Source organism: Pedobacter frigoris (genome assembly GCF_032678645.1).
GTDB classification, from domain to species: Bacteria; Bacteroidota; Bacteroidia; order Sphingobacteriales; family Sphingobacteriaceae; genus Pedobacter; species Pedobacter frigoris_A.
Genome location: NZ_JAVTSP010000006.1, coordinates 112,345 through 134,099 on the forward strand (window position 1 = coordinate 112,345; position 21,755 = coordinate 134,099).

The 21,755-nt window shown below is 40.3% G+C and carries 16 protein-coding genes; 11 read left to right on the forward strand and 5 right to left on the reverse strand.

Translation table 11 applies throughout. The features are described from left to right. Positions 1-48 precede the first annotated feature (48 nt). Entirely contained in the window at positions 49-798 is a 750-nt protein-coding gene (locus R2Q78_RS17950) for an RNA methyltransferase (protein ID WP_316793928.1), read from the reverse strand. On the opposite strand from R2Q78_RS17950, the gene R2Q78_RS17955 reads away from it, so the two are divergent. Continuing rightward, positions 789-3,179, forward strand: coding sequence for a BamA/TamA family outer membrane protein (locus tag R2Q78_RS17955; protein WP_316793929.1), 2,391 nt, complete (start codon positions 789-791; stop codon positions 3,177-3,179). The two genes, R2Q78_RS17950 and R2Q78_RS17955, sit on opposite strands and share 10 nt — an antisense overlap. Here R2Q78_RS17955 and R2Q78_RS17960 read toward each other — a convergent pair. Together R2Q78_RS17960 and R2Q78_RS17965 are read right to left on the reverse strand one after the other, a co-directional pair. Next, the gene (locus R2Q78_RS17960; protein WP_316793930.1) at positions 3,176-3,712 is read right to left on the reverse strand and encodes a hypothetical protein; all 537 of its coding nucleotides are present in this window, start codon (positions 3,710-3,712) and stop codon (positions 3,176-3,178) included. The two genes, R2Q78_RS17955 and R2Q78_RS17960, sit on opposite strands and share 4 nt — an antisense overlap. Next, a complete protein-coding gene (locus R2Q78_RS17965; protein ID WP_316793931.1) occupies positions 3,709-6,024 on the reverse strand; it encodes a patatin-like phospholipase family protein in 2,316 nt (771 codons plus the stop codon). The genes R2Q78_RS17960 and R2Q78_RS17965 overlap by 4 nt, the downstream gene beginning before the upstream one ends. A gap of 142 nt (positions 6,025-6,166) precedes the next feature. On the opposite strand from R2Q78_RS17965, the gene R2Q78_RS17970 reads away from it, so the two are divergent. From R2Q78_RS17970 to R2Q78_RS17980, 3 genes are read left to right on the forward strand one after another with little or no spacing between them, the layout of a single operon-like run. Further along, complete coding sequence (locus tag R2Q78_RS17970; protein WP_316793932.1) at positions 6,167-6,619, forward strand: SRPBCC domain-containing protein; 453 nt, start codon at positions 6,167-6,169, stop codon at positions 6,617-6,619. Further along, complete coding sequence (locus R2Q78_RS17975; RefSeq protein ID WP_316793933.1) at positions 6,600-6,935, forward strand: metalloregulator ArsR/SmtB family transcription factor; 336 nt, start codon at positions 6,600-6,602, stop codon at positions 6,933-6,935. Before R2Q78_RS17970 ends, R2Q78_RS17975 begins: the two co-directional genes overlap by 20 nt. Positions 6,936-6,958: 23 nt before the next feature. After that, positions 6,959-7,429, forward strand: coding sequence for an SRPBCC domain-containing protein (locus tag R2Q78_RS17980; RefSeq protein ID WP_316793934.1), 471 nt, complete (start codon positions 6,959-6,961; stop codon positions 7,427-7,429). 27 nt (positions 7,430-7,456) lie between these two features. Here the strand turns inward: R2Q78_RS17980 and R2Q78_RS17985 are convergent, their stop codons facing one another. Together R2Q78_RS17985 and R2Q78_RS17990 are read right to left on the reverse strand one after the other, a co-directional pair. After that, positions 7,457-7,933: a TspO/MBR family protein gene (locus R2Q78_RS17985; protein ID WP_316793935.1), complete on the reverse strand. Its 477-nt coding sequence runs from the start codon at positions 7,931-7,933 to the stop codon at positions 7,457-7,459. A 1-nt stretch (position 7,934) separates the two neighbouring features. Continuing rightward, positions 7,935-10,916, reverse strand: coding sequence for a glycoside hydrolase domain-containing protein (locus R2Q78_RS17990; protein ID WP_316793936.1), 2,982 nt, complete (start codon positions 10,914-10,916; stop codon positions 7,935-7,937). A 148-nt stretch (positions 10,917-11,064) separates the two neighbouring features. On the opposite strand from R2Q78_RS17990, the gene R2Q78_RS17995 reads away from it, so the two are divergent. The 7 genes from R2Q78_RS17995 (at position 11,065) to R2Q78_RS18025 (ending at position 21,750) form a co-directional block, all read left to right on the forward strand. After that, positions 11,065-12,678 carry a Na+/H+ antiporter gene (locus R2Q78_RS17995; RefSeq protein ID WP_316793937.1) on the forward strand — a complete coding sequence of 538 codons (1,614 nt, stop codon included), beginning with the start codon at positions 11,065-11,067 and terminating at the stop codon, positions 12,676-12,678. Positions 12,679-12,784: 106 nt separating this feature from the next. After that, positions 12,785-13,480 (forward strand): FadR/GntR family transcriptional regulator, encoded by a 696-nt coding sequence (locus R2Q78_RS18000; RefSeq protein WP_316793938.1) that lies wholly within the window; start codon positions 12,785-12,787, stop codon positions 13,478-13,480. A 226-nt stretch (positions 13,481-13,706) separates the two neighbouring features. Then, on the forward strand, positions 13,707-14,300 hold the full coding sequence (locus tag R2Q78_RS18005) for an RNA polymerase sigma-70 factor (protein ID WP_316793939.1): 594 nt from the start codon (positions 13,707-13,709) through the stop codon (positions 14,298-14,300). A gap of 44 nt (positions 14,301-14,344) precedes the next feature. Then, positions 14,345-15,556 carry a FecR family protein gene (locus R2Q78_RS18010; RefSeq protein ID WP_316793940.1) on the forward strand — a complete coding sequence of 404 codons (1,212 nt, stop codon included), beginning with the start codon at positions 14,345-14,347 and terminating at the stop codon, positions 15,554-15,556. A gap of 177 nt (positions 15,557-15,733) precedes the next feature. Beyond that, positions 15,734-19,378 carry a SusC/RagA family TonB-linked outer membrane protein gene (locus R2Q78_RS18015; RefSeq protein WP_316793941.1) on the forward strand — a complete coding sequence of 1,215 codons (3,645 nt, stop codon included), beginning with the start codon at positions 15,734-15,736 and terminating at the stop codon, positions 19,376-19,378. Positions 19,379-19,389: 11 nt separating this feature from the next. Next, the gene (locus tag R2Q78_RS18020) at positions 19,390-20,844 is read left to right on the forward strand and encodes a RagB/SusD family nutrient uptake outer membrane protein (protein ID WP_316793942.1); all 1,455 of its coding nucleotides are present in this window, start codon (positions 19,390-19,392) and stop codon (positions 20,842-20,844) included. 33 nt (positions 20,845-20,877) lie between these two features. Further along, positions 20,878-21,750 (forward strand): substrate import-associated zinc metallohydrolase lipoprotein, encoded by an 873-nt coding sequence (locus tag R2Q78_RS18025; RefSeq protein WP_316793943.1) that lies wholly within the window; start codon positions 20,878-20,880, stop codon positions 21,748-21,750. Positions 21,751-21,755: the final 5 nt, after the last annotated feature.

Genomic DNA, 21,755 nt, shown 5'->3' on the forward strand with positions numbered 1-21,755 from the left:
TGTTAAAATTCAGGCTGCAAAAATAACAATTATATATTATGATCCAATTTATTTCTGCAAATTTCTATTAATATCTGCACATAATATCGCTGCTGATATGGCAACGTTCAATGACTCAGCGCCTCCAACTCGTGGAATGGTTACAGGATTGGTAATTAAATTCGTTACTTCATTGCTGATTCCCTGACCTTCGTTGCCCAGAATCACCAATCCTTCATTGCCCCAATTGGTTTTATACATGCTGTTACCATCAAGTACAGCGCCAAATACGGGCATCTTTGCCTGACTTAAAAATTCCGGCAGATCCAGGTAAAAAGTATTTACCCTGCTTAGTGAACCCATAGTAGCCTGTACTGTTTTTGGGTTATAAACCTCAACGGTATTATTTGAGCAAATTACATTTTTAAATCCAAACCAGTCGGCCGTGCGGATGATGGTACCCAGATTTCCGGGGTCCTGGATGCCATCCAGAACCAATGAAAAAGAACCTTTCAGTGTTTTTAAATCCAATACAGGGCTTTTCGGGATATGTACCAGCGCAATAATTCCCTGCGGCGTTTGCAATGTACTAATCTTATCCAGTTCAGCGTTGTTTACTTCAAATAACTTTATATTTGCAGGTAGACTTGGTAGTAAAGACTGGTATTGGGCCAGGTAATAAATGCTGTGGATTTGATAGGATGACTGAATAAATTCTACAATAGATTTTATACCTTCAATGATAAATATCCCATTTTCTTTACGGTACTTTTTTTGATGTAACGATTTTATAAAACTTATCTGAGATTTTGAAAGCATACTATAATTATAAAAGCAGTGTCCAGTTCGGTGCAATATTACTATTTATTATTGTTTTTGTCACAGGATGTTCGTCAACAAAATATATTGAAGATTATCAGTCGATCGTTAAACATGTCGATATAGACAGCATAGATAAAGCTTTTGAAGAGGAAGCATACAACTACATCCAGAAAGACATCAGGCCTACGTCTACAATAGGTATTAATGTGTTGATATATAATGTGTTTAATACTAAGAACGGCAAATATAAAACCAGTGATATTAAACCTTTGGGTACACCTCCTCCAATTCTGGATAGTGCGCTCGTAGAGATTTCAAGAACTCAGATTGAAAAATTCTTAAACAGTAAAGGATATTTTAAGGCAAAAGTAAAATCAGATATCAAGGTAAAGAACCAAAGGGCTGATCTTCACTTTAAAGTAGATCCGGGGCCGGTGTTCTCTGTCAATAAAATCAAATATGAAATAGCTGATCCTAAAGTAAAGGATCTGTATTTGTCTAAAAAGGAAGCTTTCACGCATTTAAAAGAAGGGATGAGGTATGATGATGATTCGCTGGGCTATGAAAGGGATCAAATCTACCAGGTGATGAAAGAAAATGGTTATTTTGAGTTCGCACGTCCGTATGTGAAATATGATGTCGATTCTAACCTAAACGCCAGCAAAGCGAATGTTACTTTATTTATTGATAATCCGTTGAATAAGTCGGCCCATCAGCAGTTTACACTTGGAGAGACTAATCTGATCATTGCACCCGATGCAGATGGTTTTCCGGATACACTGAATATGAATGATAAAGTATTTCGGGGTTTGAGGTATACGGATCTTTCAAAAAAGTTTAGGCGTAATCCAATCGTGAGGTATAACTTTCTTCGTGAATCTGAAATGTATAATATCTGGAATGAAAACCTTACTTACGATCGGATGTATGAACTCAATGTATTTAAAAACGTTAAGATAGATTACAATAAGGCACAGGATAGCTCCAATAAGGTATTGCCCGTGATCCAGTTGATTCCTCAGAAGATCATGAGCAACAGGGTGGAGGGAGAGGTGCCGTTTAATGCGGGAACCGTTGGATTTACCTTGAGCAATACCTATACGAATAACAATCTTTTCAGAGGTGCGGAGCGATTTGAATTTCAGGTGAAAGGAGGCTTACAATCGAGGATCGGTCAGGGCCGGGGTCTTTTTAACGACATTTACCAGCGTGACTTTTCTGTTAGTGCCAACCTCACAGTTCCGAGGCTGATGTTGCCATTGATCACCGCAAGACCGAGCAGAAAAGGGGGCATGCCACACACGATTTTCTCTAGTAGTTATACCTTTGCCCTGCAAAAAGATATTTTTGAACGACGTCTGTTTCAGACCTCCCTTACTTATGAGTTTGTAGAGTCTAAATCGAAATTCCATACCGTTACGCCTTTGAATTTTGAATATCGTTTTGGCGGATTACTGATTGATAGTAATTCAACCAACGTACCGAGTGGACTGCTTGATGTATATACCTTGTCTCAGTTAATTAGAAAAGACCTGACTCTTGGTATTAAATATTCTTATTCCCTTAATGCTGACAAGCTAGTGGGGAATAGCGATTTCATTTATTTCAGAGGAAGTCTGGATATGGCGGGAAATCTTTTACAGCTTGTTTCAAAACTGGGAGGGAGTAAAGGCGATGAAAATGGTAAAGACGCGAAGGTACTTGGATTGCCATTTAATCAATACGTCAGGCCGGAAGTTGATCTCAGATGGTATAAGAATTTAGGTGGTGAAAAGCAATTCGTAGCGAGGATAAATGCTGGTGTCGGTTATGCATATGGGAATTCTAGGTATATCCAATTTGAGAAACTGTTTGCCGCAGGCGGATCAAGCGGGGTAAGGGCATGGCAGGCAAGAACACTAGGACCAGGAAATTACAGTAGAGGAGAGAGGCTTCCTGATGAGGCGGTACGTAAAGCATTATATGGCCTAGATCAATTGGCTGATATACATATCGAAAGTAATTTGGAATACCGTTATAAACTTCTCAATAAGTTCTTTGGAGCGAAATTAAAAGGTGCGTTTTTTTTGGATGCCGGTAACGTCTGGAATATAGCCAGCAGTGATGGATTTGAGGAAACCTATTTTAAGCTGGATAAGCTCGGTAGTCAGATCGCTTTAGGAACTGGAATGGGGTTCAGGTACGATGTTCAGTATTTTGTGTTTAGGTTCGACATTGGGTTGAAACTTAAAGACCCTCAGTTTCAAGGCTCAGACCAATGGGTGATCAGTAAATTCCTGGGCGGGGGAAGAGCATTTAAGGATGAATATTACCTTAAAAACAGTCCTGACAGGTATCGCTTTGTACAGTACAATTTTGGTATAGGAATGCCTTTCTAAAACAGATTTTTTAGACCGTCGAATATAGTTTCAAAAAAGGTAGACAGGTTTAATCCGTTGCTATGATTGAAATAAATGAACACCAGCATAATCACTACAGCCGCTATAATAAATTTCCGGAAGGTAAATGCCAGCAGTATGATTGCTGCAGGAAATAGTACCAGCCACATGCTGCTGATGGCATAAGGACTTAAAGTGCCATCTTTTTTATATACATAGAGCAGCTTACTGTGTGTCCCCTGGTCATTTTCATGTTTAATGTATACAAATGCCGATTTATCGAGTTTCATTGGAAGCACGGCTACCCCGTCATTAAATGTGAGTGTTTGAGAAAATCCACTTACCGTAAAGGTGTAGATACCATTGATCTGTTCAATCGGGTTTTCTGCTGAATCTGCCGCTATGATTGCTAATTTACTGTTCTTAAGCAGACTTTCTTTGACAAGAAAATTATTGATGTTGGTCTTGGAATTTTGCGCATGTGAAGAAATACACCAAATGGAAAGGAAAGTCAGCAGATATATTTGTTTCATTCTATAGATCGTTTATTGTAAATCAGATACCCCAAATGTAGTAAAACGCCGTTTCTTTTTATCGGGTCATCGTATATATTATAGCTGAGGCTTACAGGGCCAACCGGGCTGTGGTACACTAAGCCTGCTGTCGCGGCATACTGCCATTTGGTAAGTGGTTTCATGGTACCTATTCCCTGAAAACCTTCTCTTTCATATTTCTGATAAGGTAAAAATATGTACCCTTCAGCTCTCAGATCCAGATTTCTTTTAATGGTGTATACATTCTTAATACCGCCGGCCAGGTAACTGATTGCCCTGAAATTTTCAAGGAATACAGATCTGCTGTCCTGCAAAGGATAAAATGCAGGAGCAACCAGTAAAGTTGAGTAATAATTTGAAAACAAAGGCTGGTTGGAATATACGCCTTCTGCCAGGTACCCTAATGAATATTTTGGAGTTGTAAAGAAATAGTTTTCGTCGCTAACTTTGAGATTGATCCATTGCCGGTATGTTTTTGTAGTTTGAACTTTATTCAATAAGAGTTGGTTTCCCATAATATTGCCTGCAGTATAGTTTTCCCGGCCTGAAAAGTAATTGAAGCTCAAGAGAAAGTTTCGGCCTCTGCTGGCATATTGCTTGCGGTTAAAAGTATATTGCTCAAAGGCAAAGGTAGATCTGGAACCGTTAAAAACTGTTTTGTCCAATATATCACCTATGGTAAACTGGTTATTCGGACTATATCGGTCATTGTTGTTGATAAATGAAGTGTTGAGTGTTACCCGGGTATTTCGATTGAGGGGAAATCCTATTTTTAAATCTATTTTTCTATCGGCCTGCTCAATATAAGTTGGATGTGGATTTTCTATAAATATGGAGCTGGTTTTGTAATAATCGAAGTGGTTATAAGTCATTTCGGCCGCAAGGAATAAAGGCAGGCGCGAAGGGTAGTCTATACGGCCGCTAAGCTGCAGTGACTCATAAAAACGTCCGGAGTATAAGTTAGTGCCAAAGGTGTAGGATTTTCGGTTTAGGTAATTGTATTGGACGCCCAGAAATACATTGCTGATCGGCCTTGTTGCAATATTTCCACCAAAATCTATTTTAAAGCTTTTCTGAGGCTTTGCTACAATTTCAAAATTATAGCTGTCACTTAAAGGATTATAAGAGATTTTAGGATAGACGGTTTCAAACGTTTCATCTGCCACAAGCTTATAGTAACCTTGTTTGATGTCATTGAGATTAAAGGTGGCCTGATCGCTTTTAAAAAGACGTTCAATGTATCTTTTTTGCTGTGCGTTTACTCCGGTTACCGTTACACTGCTAAATACAAGATCCGGTTTTTTGTTGTTGAAGCTATTCCTTCGCAGCATTACTTCAGAGATGCTGACCCGCTTATGGATTTTTTGTTTGATTTGAGACATTTCAGCAATGGTCGCATCATATCCTTGCTTGATGAGTGCCGCTACAGGATTAAAATTAGTAGAAGAATAACCACGGAGATCAGGCTGTATATAAATTCCATTTTCGCCGATAAGTGTGGAATCTGATTTTGAGAGGAACATGAAGACCATCAGGCGATTCATTAACCGTTCATCGTTTTTTGGATATTCGTTATAGTTCTTGGAAGAGACGTTTGATCCGATGATGATATCAGGATTAAAATTTTTCTTCATTACGTCAGCCGGGAAATTATTGTAGAGCCCGCCGTCGAAGACATATTTTTCATCCAGTTTGATGGGTCGGTAAACCAGGGGAACGGTCATGGTTGCCCTAACGGCTTCTGCGAGACTGCCTTTACTTACGGTAATGCTAGTTTGAGATAAGACGTCTGAAACCATACAGCGATAGGGGACAAAAAGATTGTCAAAATTATCTTTAGAAATGGCTGAGGCCTGAGAAAAGAGCTCCAGCAGCGCAAAGTTCAAAGGGATATCATTGACAAGATTTGAACGGAAATTGAGCCTTAAATTTGTATCTACAGACAGTTTGGCGGTCAGGATTGATGAGTTGATGCTTTTTTTCTGGAAGAAGAAACTATAGTCGCTCTTATATCTGCCACTTACCCAATCCTGAAAATCTATGCTTAGCGCAACCTTTTCAATTTGGGCCGGTGAATATCCGGCGGCATACATGGCGCCCACTATTCCCCCCATGGAAGTTCCCGTTATATAATCTATCGGAATGTTATTTTCTTCCAGGGCCTTTAGAATTCCTATATGAGCCAGGCCTTTAGCTCCACCACCACTCAGTACCAAACCTACTTTTTGCGCATATCCCTCGGCGGCAGGGCTGGCAAAGAGAAATAGGATCAGTATTTTAAGGAGTTTCATACCTTAAAATTAAGGTTTTTTTTCATAGCCGCGCTATCCTGCGGAGCAGAGACTCTGATTGCAATCCCAAACACTTTTTTCAAATAAATTTGCGTAACTCACAAGTTACTTATATATTTGAGTAACTTAAGGGTTACGTATTATGGCAAAACTTATTAAACACCAGTATTTCTTCGCCCATCCCGTTGAGACGGTTTGGGAATACCTGACCAATTCTGAACTGATGGCACAATGGCTCATGAAAAATGATTTTCAACCTATAATAGGTCATGAGTTTCAGTTCCGGACCGGTGCAAAAGCAAATCTGAATTTTGACGGCATCTTTCATTGCAAAGTATTGGACATTGAACCGTTAAAAAAATTAGTTTACTCCTGGAATTGTGGTCCGGGTGGAGGAGAGATCAACCTGGAGTCGGTGGTGACCTGGCAACTGGAGGTAAGAGAAAATGGCACGGAGGTTTTTTTAGAACATCGTGGTTTTAATCAGGAAGAGAATCTTGAAATGTACCATGCACTGTTACACGGCTGGTTGGAAAAATTCCAGAATATTGATAAACTTTTAAAAGCTGCAGACCATGGCCGTACCAACGCTTGATGCCTTCCAGGTGATCGGAGATCCCAGCAGACGAAAGATGATCATGCTACTTTCTGAAGACAGCCTGACCATCAATGGCCTGGCTGATCATTTCGATATGAGCCGGCCCGCCGTTTCCAAGCATGTGAAAATATTGGAAGCCTCCGGGTTTATTTCCATCCAGGACATGGGTAGGGAACGTTACTGTACACTGAAAAAGGACGGATTCGAGGAACTGCAAAACTGGTTAAACTATTTTGATGAGTTCTGGACCTCTAAACTGAAAAAATTGGACACCTTGTTGAATAAAAACCAGCAATCTGAGCATAAATGCTAATTAATCAACCAAAAACTATAAATATGAAAACAACAGATTTTAACACTACTTTATTGGTAGACCAAAGCCCGGAACAAGTGTTTGGGGCCATCAATGATATCCGCGCCTGGTGGTCGGAAGATTTCAAAGGCCAATCCGAAAAACTGGACGATGAATTCGAGGTCCGCTTTGCCGATATGCATTATTCCAAACAAAAATTAACTGTAGTTATTCCTAATCAAAAAATATTGTGGCTGGTTACAGAGAGCCATTTAAGCTTTCTCGAAGATAAAGAGGAGTGGACAGGTACGCAGATTTGCTTCGAAATTTCTCAAACAGAAGGCCAGACTCTATTGAACTTCACCCACATAGGTTTAGTTCCGGAAAGCGAATGTTACCAGGATTGTTTTAAAGGCTGGAACTATTTCCTGCAGCATAGTTTGTTTAACCTGATCACCACAGGTGAAGGACAACCGCACCGCCTGACGGATGCGGAAGTTAAGACCGATATTTAATCATCCTGCTAGTTCAATATAAACCTGCTAGTTCAATATAAAGATGTTATAGGTAAGTAAGGTGGCAAAACTCACCCAGAGGATATAGGGTATAAAAAGAAGGCCGGCCACCTTATCTATCTTATAGAAAATCCTTGCATTGATGATGATCATGATGAGGAATATAATGATTTCGAACAGTGCAAGATCAATCTGCTTTGCGTAGAAAAATATAAAGGACCACATCAGGTTTAGTATCAGCTGGATCAGGTAAATGGCTACTGTACGTGGAAAATTCTTAATCTGAGCACGCTTTTGCCATACCAGATAGGCAGAGATTCCGATCAGGACAAAAAGTGTGGTCCAGACGGGTGCAAATAAACTATCTGGAGGATTAAAAGAAGGTTTGTTCAGTGTTTTATACCAGGTTTTTACTGATTCTGCGGTAAATATAGAACCAACATAGCCAATTCCAAGTGGAATGGCTATGTTGATTATAAAGGCAAGTGGTTTAAATTTCATCATCTTAATTTTCTTTGATCACAATCATCCAGCCTTTGCGCGGCACAACTGTAATTTCATCATTGGCATTAAACACTTTTGCCGGCTGAAAGTTTTTAATATCTGGAGCACTGATGGTCGCTTTTGCCGGATCTATGCCCAGTGATTTCCAGTCGATGTTTAGCTTTATCTTTACATCTTCCTTTGCCCAGCTTGCCAGTGCAATCAATGTACTCTTTTCTTTTTTATAAATGGTGGCCAGTACTTCAGGGTTGCTGGTTTTAACCGGGTTGTTTTCTACCCAGTAACCAATCATCCTGCTTCCCTGCATTCCAAATTTGTCCCACTCTTTCCATATCGGACGAGGATCTGCACCATCACTCCATGGCATACGGTTCGTCATTCCATAAACCATCCCTCTCCATGCATTTCCACCATCCTGCAGCATTTCGCCCATTAGTCCGAATGGAATACCAGATACTTCAGTCATGAAGAAATCCGGTCCGCTTTTCTCATAGTCAAAGTACTCGCCAAACCATAAACGATTAAGGTATGGGAAATGTTCCATGTAAAGATTCGCACTGTTGTTAAAGCCGTCGCTTTTGTTGTATTGATTTGCAGAATGCAGGTCTATGATTCCAGGATGCCCGTTTTGGGTAAGTACAGTTTTGATGCGCTTCATCGTGGTACGGTCAAAGGCCACATCATCAAGATAAATGCCATCTATACCTACATTTTTAACCAGCCAGTTCATTCCTTCAACGTAGTAATTGTGCCAGCGGCTCATTCCGCTGTTTACAATCGCTGCATCTTTAATTTCAGGTACGTACCATGCGGCGATGTAGTCATTGCCCACATGTTCCTGTAGCCAGGAATAACCGCCACCTTTTCCGGTAGAGTAGATCTCATGGCCTAAGCTACGCAATGGGAAGGTTTCGTAGGCACTGTTGGAAAGTTCACGAACTGTATTGTAAATTTTAACTTTCAACCCTTTACTATGCGCTTCATCAATATAGCTTTTCATTTCCTTATGTGCGATGAAAGGGTAGTTGATAAATGGATTGATAGGGGTGGCATGGTGTATATTGATTAATGTTGCGCCAGTTGCTTTTATGGTGTCCAGGTTATTGTATTTGTGGTAAAAGCGGTTGCTCCACTGGAAATCAGTATTGATTGGATGGAAAGGAGTGATCAATAAGGTGAAGTTATAATAAAGGGTATCTCCCTTTTTCATGAAGTGTTCACCGCTGTAGTTATCGGCAAGAACTGCCGCGCCTTTTTTAAAGATCTGGATACCACCCTTACCTGCATTGCCCCATGAAGTAGGCAGCAACAATGGTTTTTGAAGGTAGAAGTTTGTGTTTAGCGGACGTATATAGTGCTGATCCCTCAGTGAGTATTGGATACCAGCATTTACATCTCCGATCCACGCACCATCCTGATTTTTATTGGCAACATCCCATTTCCAGTTTAGTGTATCAGGTCTGGTGCCCCCTTTTTGTCCAAGCCCCATTAAGTATTTTGCTGCCGCAGGCTGGATAGGTATGTGCAGTCTGATGTCGTTTAATTTAATCTCATTTTTAGCCAGAAACCTGACCGTATAAGACATAAAGCCATCTGACTCTAAAGATGCATTGATATCCATGTCCAGACTATCAGAAGTATTCTTTGTAGTCCATTTTACTATTCCGGGCTTGGTTTCTGTAAAGTTTACCCCGTCATTTTTCCATACTATGTCTTTGTTGTTTGATTTTACAACATGAAAATGAATAGGTTCAGTTAAGATGTTTTTAGGTGTACTGGAAATCTCAGTCATTTCAGGCGTAAAGAAGGTCTGGATCTGAGCAGGTAGTCCATCTTTATTTATCGTTAGTTTTCTTCCTAATAATGCAATGGTCTTATCGGTTACTGCTAATGGTATGTAAGGAGCTATAACTTCATTTTTCTGGGCCAGTGTAGAGTTGAGCCAGGTAAGTCTGGTTTGCTTCCACGGTTCATTGATGCCGCCGTCTTTAATTGGTGTATTGCCAACTGTGATGTTAATTTTAATTATAGTACTGGCAGTACCTTTAGCTGTAACAGTAGCTGTACCGGTATAGGTTCCGGCCGCTGTAGTAGCAGGCAGATTTGCCAGTATCCATAGCGCCTGTACTTTTAATTTGGGCACATCAACCACTTTGTGCAGTTTTGATCCGTCCCAGTTTGTTCCCTCAGTGTTCAGGCAAGATAAAACGCCGGCAGGAATGGTGTTTCCGGCTTTGTTTTTTAAGTTGCTGAAACTCACTTTAACATCATTCAGATCTTTTTTGACAGGGTATATGCCCAGTTGAAATGCATAATTCTCTCCTTTGGATGCGGTTCCACTGAAAGAGTTTGTTAATCCTTTTGTGATCCACCTTTGAGGGAGATCATCTGTCATTTTGATGGGGTTGGTCCTGTTTTCCGTAAATACAAGATAATCACTTTGAGGATGCTGTGAGATTATGGCCTGTGTTTCTTTTGCTGTTGCAATCACCTCCATTGGGTAAAAGCTATTCATTGCATTTACCGACTGTATTTCTTTTACCAGTGCAGGAACAGCATTTTGGGTCGCACCCGACCATTGCGTATTCGGTTGGTTCTTTACGTATTGCGCATTTGGATAATTGGACCGGCCTTCTACCTGGTAAGGCATGTAGTAGACATAGTAGGTGCCTGGGCCAGAGGTAGGCTCGAAATAAACAGTTCCATGTTCACGGTTAACATCTGTGGCATTGGTGTTTTTAATGATTTTGTTGGTCCTGGCGTCTACCACCCATATGGCTTTGAGTTCAGGTTTCGCATCCCTTCTTCTCCAGTTTATGGTGGCTTTCGCTACTTTCCCGGCATTAGTTACCTGGAGTACGGCGCGATGGTTTCCGAGTGAATCCGGATTCCAGGAATCATTTCCATTGGTGTATTTTATTTGTTGAGAGAAAGCGCCCTTCATCAGGAATAAGGTAAAGGTTAATGCAATAAATCGTTTCATTTGTGTGGGTTTAGAAAAGGGGTTGAAATGGGTTGTTGCCTCATGGTTAAATGATGCGTAACAAATGTAATAAATCAATAATCTTTTCTAAATTACAATCGCTTTAATTGTAAGCTATATTAAAAACGTTACAACGCATCTACCCACTATGTTTCAGGAGAATATACTTTTTATACTCGTGCTGCTTTTTGCAACTTTTATGCTGATCATGCTTGCGCAAAAGCTCAAAATATCCTATCCGATATTTTTAGTGCTTGCAGGTTTGGCCATCAGCTTCATTCCGGGCGTGCCGGTGATTGAAATTGAACCTGAGTTGATCTTTGTGATCTTTCTGCCTCCCTTGCTGTATGAAGCTGCATGGTATACCTCATGGAATGATTTTTGGAAATGGAGGAGGCCGATAGCCATGCTGGCATTTGGACTGGTATTTTTTACTTCGGTTATTGTTGCTTATGTTTCATCTTCTATGATACCTGGCTTTACCCTCGCATTGGGCTTTTTATTAGGTGGGATCATTTCGCCACCCGATGCGGTAGCAGCTACTTCGGTATTGAAAAATGTGAAAATACCCGGACGGCTTACCACTGTACTGGAAGGAGAAAGCCTGATCAATGATGCTTCCAGTTTAATTGTTTTCAGATTTGCGGTAGTGGCAGTCATCTCCGGACAGTTTTCAATGGGCGAAGCCGTAGGACAGTTTTTTATCGCTGCAATTATGGGCGTGATTATAGGTCTGGCTATAGCCCATGTCATGTATGTAGTGCATCGGTTTTTGCCAACTACACCAAGCATAGATACCTCATTGACGCTAATGTCGCCGTATTTTATGTACATAGCCGCAGAACATTTTCATTACTCGGGAGTTATGGCAGTAGTAGCTGGAGGGTTGTTTTTGTCCTACCGGTCACATGAAATATTTTCGCATAGCAATTCCAGGATCCAGGCAGTAAGTGTATGGGCAACTGTAGGTTTTGTATTGAATGGTCTTGTATTTATTCTTATTGGATTGGAACTGCCGGTAGTCATGAAAAACCTGGGTGACTATTCTATGGCAGAAGCGATCAAATACGGGTTGATCATCAGTTTGATTACCATAGTGGTAAGGCTGGTTTATGTGTTGCCCATAGCTTATGTCCCGAAATGGTTGGGAAATACGAAGCGCATGGATCCGGCGAATCCGCTTTGGAAAGGGCCTTTGATTGTGGGCTGGGCTGGCATGCGAGGGGTTGTTTCCCTTGCATCGGCATTGTCCGTTCCTCTTTTGCTTAAAAATGGAGAAGCATTCCCACATCGTAACCTGATCTTATTCATCACATTTATTGTGATTTTAGTTACCCTCGTGTTTCAGGGGCTGACATTACCGTTGATCATTAAATGGATCAAAATAAAGGACATCGAGGATTTCCCTCCCTCTGAAGAACAGGAAGCTGCGATTAAAGTTCGTTTAATGAAAGTTGCGCTGGAACGACTACATGAAAAGTATTCGGTTGAGATGAAGGAGAATGAGCTGGTCGGTTTTCTAAAGAGGCAACTGGAAAGTGACGCTATACTCATCAATGAAAGACTGGAATCACTGGAGTGTGTGGATACGGAGAAAGAGGAGATTGAACTTTATAACCATGTATTACTGGATCTTTATGAAGTACAGAAGAAAGAGCTTTTTGCCATTCGCCGTGAGCGGACATTCAGTGATGAGGAAATTCGCAGGCAGGAATATCAGCTTGATTTTGATGAGGCAAAGATTACAGGTGCTTCTCATTGATATTTTTTTATGTGATACATAATAGAGTCGGGATTTTGTTCGATATTTGCATTGCGTTATATTTGAAATGTGCGTCAGCTCGTTGGCGATTAAATTTTTATACAAAATGGAGTTACTAGAATCTATCAGGCAGGTTGACACAAGTTCTTTGGTGGATCGTGTTGAGGCAAATCTTGTAGAGTTGCTGCAGGTTAGGAAGCTGAAGGTGGGGGATAGCATACCGACAGAATTAGAGCTCAGTACTTCACTTGGTGTGAGCCGTACAGTGGTTAGGGAAGCATTATTGCGTCTGAGGATGATGGGGCTGATAGAGACTAAAAAGAAAAAAGGAACGGTAATTACCAGTCCTGATTTATTTGCAATTCTAGGCAAAAGCATGAATCCGCATATCCTGGATCAGGAAACCTTAAAAGAGATTTTTGAGATCAGATTGGTACTTGAAATAGGTATGGCCGATTTCCTGTTTAGCCACATTACTCCCGAAGACATTAAGGAACTAAAGGAAATTGTGGAGAATGAGCCTGAGACTTCTAAAGACTATATTTTTGATATTGACCACGAAATCGCTTTCCATGGCAAACTTTACGAGATCACAGGTAATCAGACATTAAAGAAATTTCAGCGGATGTTGCTGCCTGTTTTTGATTTTGTAAACAACAGCGGACTGCTGAAGAAAAACGTAACCCTCAATAAATTTGTATCCCATAAAGGTTTGGTAGATATTTTAGAGAATGGTTCTCCTGAGCTTTTCAGGAACGCCATGCGTAACCATCTTGAAAATCATTTTCAACGAATCCTTTAACCTCGTTTTCCGGTAAGCCGGGGATGGTTTATCCTGTCCTGGCTGTGGTATGAGTTTTGAATTTTCTCATCTTGAAAAATAAGTTATATTTGACAGTGTGAAATAGATTTACATCTATCACCTCGTCATATAGTTAGCTCTGTTTCATTAGTCTGTACTGATCTTGTGGAATTGATGTTCCTGATAATAGTGAATTTGATAGAGAAGCTTAAGAAATAACTCTTATATGGATAAAAATATTCCGGCTGCAGATTTTGAAATGCTTATGAAACTAAAGGCCGGAGACAATACTGCCTTTGATTTTTTTTATAAGCAATACAGAGGCCGGATTTATTCAAACATCCTCAAAATGATTAAATCTCCTGAGCTTGCTTCTGATGTTTTGCAGGAGGTATTTGTGAGCCTATGGAACAATAAGAGCTCCATAGATCCTGAGCAATCATTTGATAATTATATTCTTCGCATTGCACAAAATAAGGTATATGATTTTTTCAGGAAAGCATCAAGGGATAAAAAGCTGGAAGAAAAACTTATTGCGTTATCTGCAGGAGATGAATATAATCCAATAGAAGAGGGGCTGCATTTAAAAGAGAATTTAAGTCTTTTGGAAAAGGAGATCGAATTATTACCCCCAAAATGCCGTGAAGTCTTTAAACTGTGCAAAGTAGAGGGCAAAAGTTATAATGAAGTAGCAGAATTGTTGAATATCTCTACTGCCACAGTTAATAACCACATCGTAAAAGCCACAAGGATCTTAAAGAAAAACCTTTCCAGTATAGATTTAATGGTTATTTTGTTTTTACTGACCATGTCCAAATAAAAAAAATGATATTGGAGTAGTTGCTTTTTCTCTAACAAGCGTATATGCTTAAAAGAGAGAAGGACAAAATGGAACAAAGCACTCAATTATTTAATCGCTATCTTAACAATGAATGTACTCCTGAGGAAGTAAGTGCGCTAATTGCACACTTTGGGGGGCATCAAGATAATGAGGAATTGAAACTGCTGATTCTTGAAGAGTTAAAAGCAGGAGTGCCTGAAGATTTTGAGCAACGGCCAGAAGTAATAGCCGTTTTTAACCAGACTGATGCTTATCTGAAAGATCAGCTTTTTGCAGAAAAACCATCACGTGTTCTCCCGCTATTTGTAAAGTATGCGGCCGCAGCCTGCCTTGCAGGAATAGTTTTCTTTTCTGTTTATTTTTATACTCAATATAACAAGCCTAAAAACATCGTAAATCAGCTGAGCAGTGTAAATGATGTGCAGCCGGGAACCAATAAGGCTGTTCTGACTCTAGCAGATGGAACTTCCGTAGCACTCGGCGCAAATGATAGCACAGTACTGAATGATGCTGGTATAAAAATAAAGCGTACAAAAGACGGTACACTTGTGTATGAAGCAGGCACCGCTGTAAATGCCGGTGAACTTAAATATAACCAATTGACTACACCTAAAGGCGCGCAATATGAAATCATATTACCCGATGGGACAAGAGCATGGCTTAATGCTTCTTCATCACTGCGATATCCACTAGCTTTTAATGGTACGGAACGAAGAGTTCAGCTTACGGGAGAAGGATATTTTGAGGTAGAGAAAGTAACAAGGAATGGAAATCATATTCCTTTTTTTGTAGAAACCCCAACTCAGATTGTACAGGTTTTAGGTACAGAATTTAACATCAGCGCATATGAAGATGATGAATTGGTACGGACAACCCTGATCTCCGGGAAAGTTAATGTGCAGGAACGTGCGGGGAAAAGTAATAAAATTCTTAGTCCGGGTGAACAATCTATTCTTTCACGGAACAACAACCTTCAGGTAGTGAAAACCAATGCTGAAAATGCCAGGGCCTGGAAGAATGGCAATTTTGTATATGAGGACATGTATTTAAAAGACATCCTGAAGCAATTGTCAAGATGGTATGATGTAGACGTAGATTATACACAGGTTCCTCAAACCCGTTACAATATGATGATCTCGAGAAAAGAGACCCTGCAAAGTGTATTAAATATGCTGAGAAAAACGGGAAATATTAAATTTCAATTGGTCAACAATGTGATAAAAACTTCCAGCTAAATATAATTTTAAATCAATTAACTAACCTAACCAACTAAACCAAATGCTTATGTAATACGAAATGTACTTCCCTTAAAAAACTAAACCGATTGCGCGGCAACGCAACCGGTTATGATGAAGGCAACCGATCATCAATCAACGAAGAGTTAACCAATTACCTTACAACTAAACAAACATATGAATTTAATTGTTCAGCGCAAGCTATTGCTCCGCCTATGGAAGCATTTTTTACTTGTTAAAGACTTCACCACCAAATTTTCACTAGCCATGAAATTAACTGCTCTTTTAATAGTTATAGCAAGTTTGCAGATCTCGGCTAAGTCATTCTCTCAGAAGATTACTATTTCGGTAAAGAATAGTCCACTGAAAGAAGTATTGCAGGAAATCAGAAAGCAAAGTGGCTATAAACTTGTTTACAATACCGATTTACTGAGTCAGGCCCGACCAGTAAGCATGTCTGTGCAGGAAGCATCTTTAAATGAGACGCTCGATAAAGCGATGACAAACCAGCCGTTTTTATTTGAGATCGAAGGAGAAACCATTTTAATCAATCCCCTGATCCCTAAAGTAAGTACCTCCGTGAAGACTGTGCAACAGGTAGTGATCACGGGTAAGGTCACTGACGGTAAAAATCCTCTGGCAGGTGCTACGATTAGTGAGAAAAATACAACAAACGTGACCAAAACTAATGCGGAGGGTCAGTTTTCTTTGAAAATAGATAAGGCAGGCGCTACGTTGGTAGTCAGCTATATTGGCTTTAACAAACGCGAGATTCCCGCTACCACTACTTTTATGAATATCGTTTTAGATGGTGGTGATTTAAACCTCGGAGAGGTAGTTGTTACCGGTTATCAGAAAGTAGATAAAAAGACATTTACAGGATCTATAAGTCAGGTTGACAAAGAAATTGTCAACCGCTCAGGTTATACCGATGTTTCCAGAATGCTGCAAGGTGCTGCGGCAGGTGTAAGCGTGGAGAATGTATCCGGTACTTTTGGAGCTACTCCAAAAATCAGGATCAGAGGTAATGCATCTATCAGTGCCAATCAGGAACCATTATATGTAATCAACGGGGTTCCTATTGCATCACCGGCAAACATCAACGTAAGCCAGCTGTATTCTGGAGATCCTGCATCATTACTTGGTTCTGCCATTGCCGGACTTAGTGCTGCCGACATTGAAGACATTTCTATTTTGAAAGATGGATCTGCAACAGCATTGTATGGTACAAGAGCGGCTAACGGCGTAATTTCCATTACCACCAGGAAAGGAAAAAAGAATTCCAGTATGATCAATTTCAGTACGGCATATACCATTGGGGTTAAACCAAATATCAATGAGTATAACGTAATGAATTCGGAGCAATCTATGGATCTTTCCTATGATTTATATAACTACGGATATCTTTCAGTATTGAACTATCCATCTACAACAGGGGCTTTTACTGATGCTTATATGAAATACGCGTCGAACCTGATCACCAAAGACCAGTACAATGCAACGCTAAACAGGGCCCGTTCTGTGAATACAGACTGGTTTGATGTGTTGTTTAAAAACAACCTGCTGCAGGAACACAGTTTGTCATTCTCAGGTGGAGGTGATAAGGCCACTTATTATTTATCGGGTAGTTATGCCGGGGATAACGGATCGGCTATAGGTTATAACATGAAAAGGTATACAACAGACTTTCGGTTAAATCTGAACATTACCAGGAATTTTGATATTGATTTTAATGTGAATGCCTCATTGCGTAACCAATTGTCACCAGGAACATTCAATAGCACACAGACCAACTTTGAGACTACCCGTTCTTTTGAACTAAACCCTGCAACATATGCATCTACCACCAGCAGGGCTATGTCGCCATATGATGAAAATGGCAATCCACAGTATTACCTGCGCAGCTATGCTCCTTTTAATATTCTCGAAGAGCTGAAGGAAAATTTCAATACGCTAAAATCACAGGACATCAGGTTCTCCTTAAAACCAACTTACAAGATCAGTAACACACTGACATTTGAAACACTTTTGTCTGCCAGAAAAACGATGGCAAAATACGATCACGTAATTACGGAGTATTCAAACGTGGCAAATGCCTATCGTGTGGCAACCAATGATAAATTGAGAGAGGCCAATACATTATTATACAAAGATCCTTCAGATCCGAATTCAATTCCGGAAACCATTCTACCACGCGGTGGTATACTTGATGCGCGTAATAACGACGGGAACTTTCTTTACATGAGAAATACATTAAGTCTGAAAGAAAGCTGGAATGATAAACACAATCTCAACGTTTTCGGAGGTTTTGAAATTAGTTCAGACAGGACCAATAGTAATTTTACCCGTGGGTACGGTTACCTGTATTATGGCGGTAAGATTGTTTCACCAAGTGTTCTGGCACTTAAGAGAGCTATAGAACGTGATGAGAGACTTTATACAGAAGGCTTTACTCAGGAAAACAGAACTGCTTTGTTTTTATCTACTCAATATAGCTTTGACAACAAGTATAACGTAGAACTTGCAGGCAGGGTAGATGGTAATAACATGTTTGGAAGAAGAACTCAGACGCGCTTCCTGCCTAACTACAGTGCAGGTGTATCCTGGAATATTGACCGCGAAAACTTCTTCCGCAGTATAAATACCTCTGGAAAAGTAGACTTTTTGAAACTGCGTGCCAGTTATGCTTTACGTGGTAATGCATACCAGTCGTCGCCAAATATCAATTCCAATTTTGTGAATTTAAACCGTCCGGATGCGATCAACAGTGAGATCGGGATCAGGATATTTGCACCTGAACTATATAGCTTAAGCTGGGAGAAGGATTATATCGCCAATATCGGTTTAGAAGCAGGGTTGTTTAATAAACTGACCATCGCTGCGGAATACTATTCGAGAAACAACAATCAGCTGATCAAGGAAAGTACAGTTGGTTATGAGGATGGATTTCCGACCAAGACCATCAACTGGGCGTCTATGCGCAACAGAGGGGTTGATGTTACTTTGGGTATAAGAGACATTGTAGCGACCAAAGATTTTAAATGGAATGCCAATGTGATTTACGGATATGTAAAAAATACAATGACAGAGGGGGATGTTTTCTCTCCGTTGCTCACTGAGAAAACCAAGCCAGAAGGTTATGGAACTATAGGCAAACCATTATACGGTCTGTATGCTTATCGCCTGGCCGGACTAGATGCCAATGGACAACCTTTGTTCTATGATGGCAATACCGGTAAAACGACCGATAACATACAGCTTTCCAGCACCAACGATTCATTGATTATCTATATGGGGTCAAGACAGCCTACCACAACAGGGTCATTGACGAATACGTTTAGCTGTAAATCATTGGAATTAAGGGTGTTTCTTACTTATAGTTTAGGAAACAAGGTGTTCAGGTCGCCAATGGTCAACCGTGTTTATAATGATAACCTTGCAGCATCTCAGGATATTGATGCCCGCTGGCGTACTGCCGGTGATGAAAAGCTGACCAATATCCCGGGTTTAGTATCAAACATTCAGAACGCATATTTTACTTCTGCATTTATACAGAATGAATTTGCCTATAACCGCAGTGATGCGATGGTAACGAGTGCCAATGTATTGCGCTTAAGTGAGGTGATGCTTTCTTACAATTTAGGGAATAAAATTTTGCAGAAAACACCTTGGGTGAAAAGTGCAAGATTGATGTTTTCAGCAAATAATGTCCATTTCTGGGCAAGCGGAAAACTGCGTGGTGTAGACCCTCAGAGCTTAATTACCGGGGTGAGCTTACCAAATCCAAGAAGTTATACATTAAGATTAATGGCACAGTTTTAAAATATATTAAGATGAAACTATTGAATACAAAAAATATTATAGCCTCATTGCTAACCGTGCTTGCATTGTGTTCATCAGGCTGCAAAAAATTCACAGAAAAACCTTACGACAATAGAATAGATCTGCGATTTACTGAACATTATCAGCAAATATTAGCTGATGCTTATCCGGCCAGACAGGAAATGTTTACAGATATCCTGACTGATGATTTCGAGTATCATGCTAATCTTGCACAGGCATCTATGACAAGCTATTTTCTGCCGATCTATCTTTATAAAGATGAGTATCCGGATAATGGTTTTACCAATCCCGACGTGGCGTACCGTGAGTTTTACGCAAAAATATACCGCACTAATATAGCGATCCATGGTGTAGGCTCATCTACCCGCGGATCTGATGAGTTTAAAGCAGCGGTAATGGGAGAAGCACTGGTGCTAAGGGCTTATTGTCATTTTATGCTGGTCAATCTATTCTCTAAGCATTATAACGCATCTACGGCCGCGACTGATCTTGGCGTGCCCATTATTACTGAGGTAAACGAGGAAAATGTTAAGAAATACCCAAGATCTACAGTAAAAGAAGTATATGCCCAGATAGAAAAGGATGCTACGGAAGGAATTGCATTATTGGAGAAAGGTGCTGCTTTTGCACCTAAGAATCCATATCATTTTTCATTAATCAGTGCCAGTGCATTCATGAGCCGTTTAAAATTGTATAAAGGAGAATGGACGGAAGCTATTAAATATAGTGATGCTGTAATCGCTCAGAAAGGACGTATTGTAAGAGATCTGGCGACAGATTTGACGGTAATCACTGCCAATGGTATTCAGGCCTTTACCGTAAAATACATGGATCCTACTACGCATCCAAGTATCCTGATGAATTATTATTCAACTACTAACCTGAGTTTTCTTGCCCCGACAGGATTTACCCGTTCCGGATTTTATGTGTCAGATTTCCTGACTACATTATTACCAGCTACAGATTTACGAAATAAACTGACCTACCCGGTTGGGACTGTTATCGATAAGAGGGTAATGGTGGCAAAGTATGAAACACAGCCCAACAATCCGAACAGTACATTCAGGGCATCTTATTTCTCTATGGAAGAAGTGCTTCTTAACAGAGCTGAGGCCGTGTTGAGAAGTAACGGGACTATCGATGAAGCCCTAAAAGATCTGGAAGTATTGCGTAAAGCGAGGTACAACCCATATGCAGCACTTAATCCTGCTTCCTTCACTAATGAAACACTTTTGACTACAGTATTGCTGGAGCGAAGAAAAGAGTTTATCGGAGAAGGACTGCGCTGGTTTGATGTTAAACGTATGGGGATAAAAGTGGAACACCTGCTTGGCCGCGGCGAAGCACCTGCTGCTACACTGATGCCGAATGATTTACGAACAGCATTACAGATTCCTTTGAAAGAACAACAAGGAAATCCGGGCATCCAGTTGAACCCAAGATAGACCAATTTAGTGTTGACATTTAAAAACATGAAAATGAAAAATATATATTTAATGGTGCTTGCGGTGATGTTTATTGCCAGTACCTTTATTACCGGCTGTAAAAAAGAAGATGATATTGTCATCGAAGAGCCAATAGATTATACCGCAGTAAAAAAGGGACCCTGGAACGGATTAGATAGTCTTACTGATACGATTTTCAAAACCTACGGCGTAAGGGTGTATTATGAATTTAACCCGCGTGTAATAGACCCGACTACTTTTTATGTGCCACCTCAGTATGATAAGGCTAAACTTTATACCAAATATGTAGTTGAGAAACTATGGTTGGAACCGTTGAAAAAGAACTTTCCTATGTTCTTCAACAATCAGAAACCAATTGAATTTTTAATCCTCGGTACCTATGTGCACTTTAACTCCATTAGTTCAGGTACAGCAGCCGGAGCGGGCTTAAATGGTCAGTTTTATCGTCTGGGTATGGGTGGAGCTGATAAGATCGCGTATACAAAAGCAGGACTTAGAGATCACATGAATACACTTTTTCATGAACACGCGCACCAGCTGGATCAGAAATTTGGCCGGGGCTACCTGTATGACAGGGTTTCTCAGGGTACTTATTATCAGTTGAATTACCTTAGGAAACCAGATAATACAGCCAGAACAGATAATGATGCACAGCTGGATGGATTTTTCACCCCTTACGGAGGTTTTGCACCGGAAGAAGATTTTGCTACTTCAGTGGAGTCTATGATCCGTTATTCAAAAGCGCAGATACAAACCATAGTTGCTAAGAACCCAAAACTGGCGACCAAGTATCAGATGGTGTATAAGTTTTACCTGGATAAAGGAATAGACCTGCATCAGATGCACGATATTCTGGATCAGGTAGCGAGCACTTTGCCATTGTAATGAGT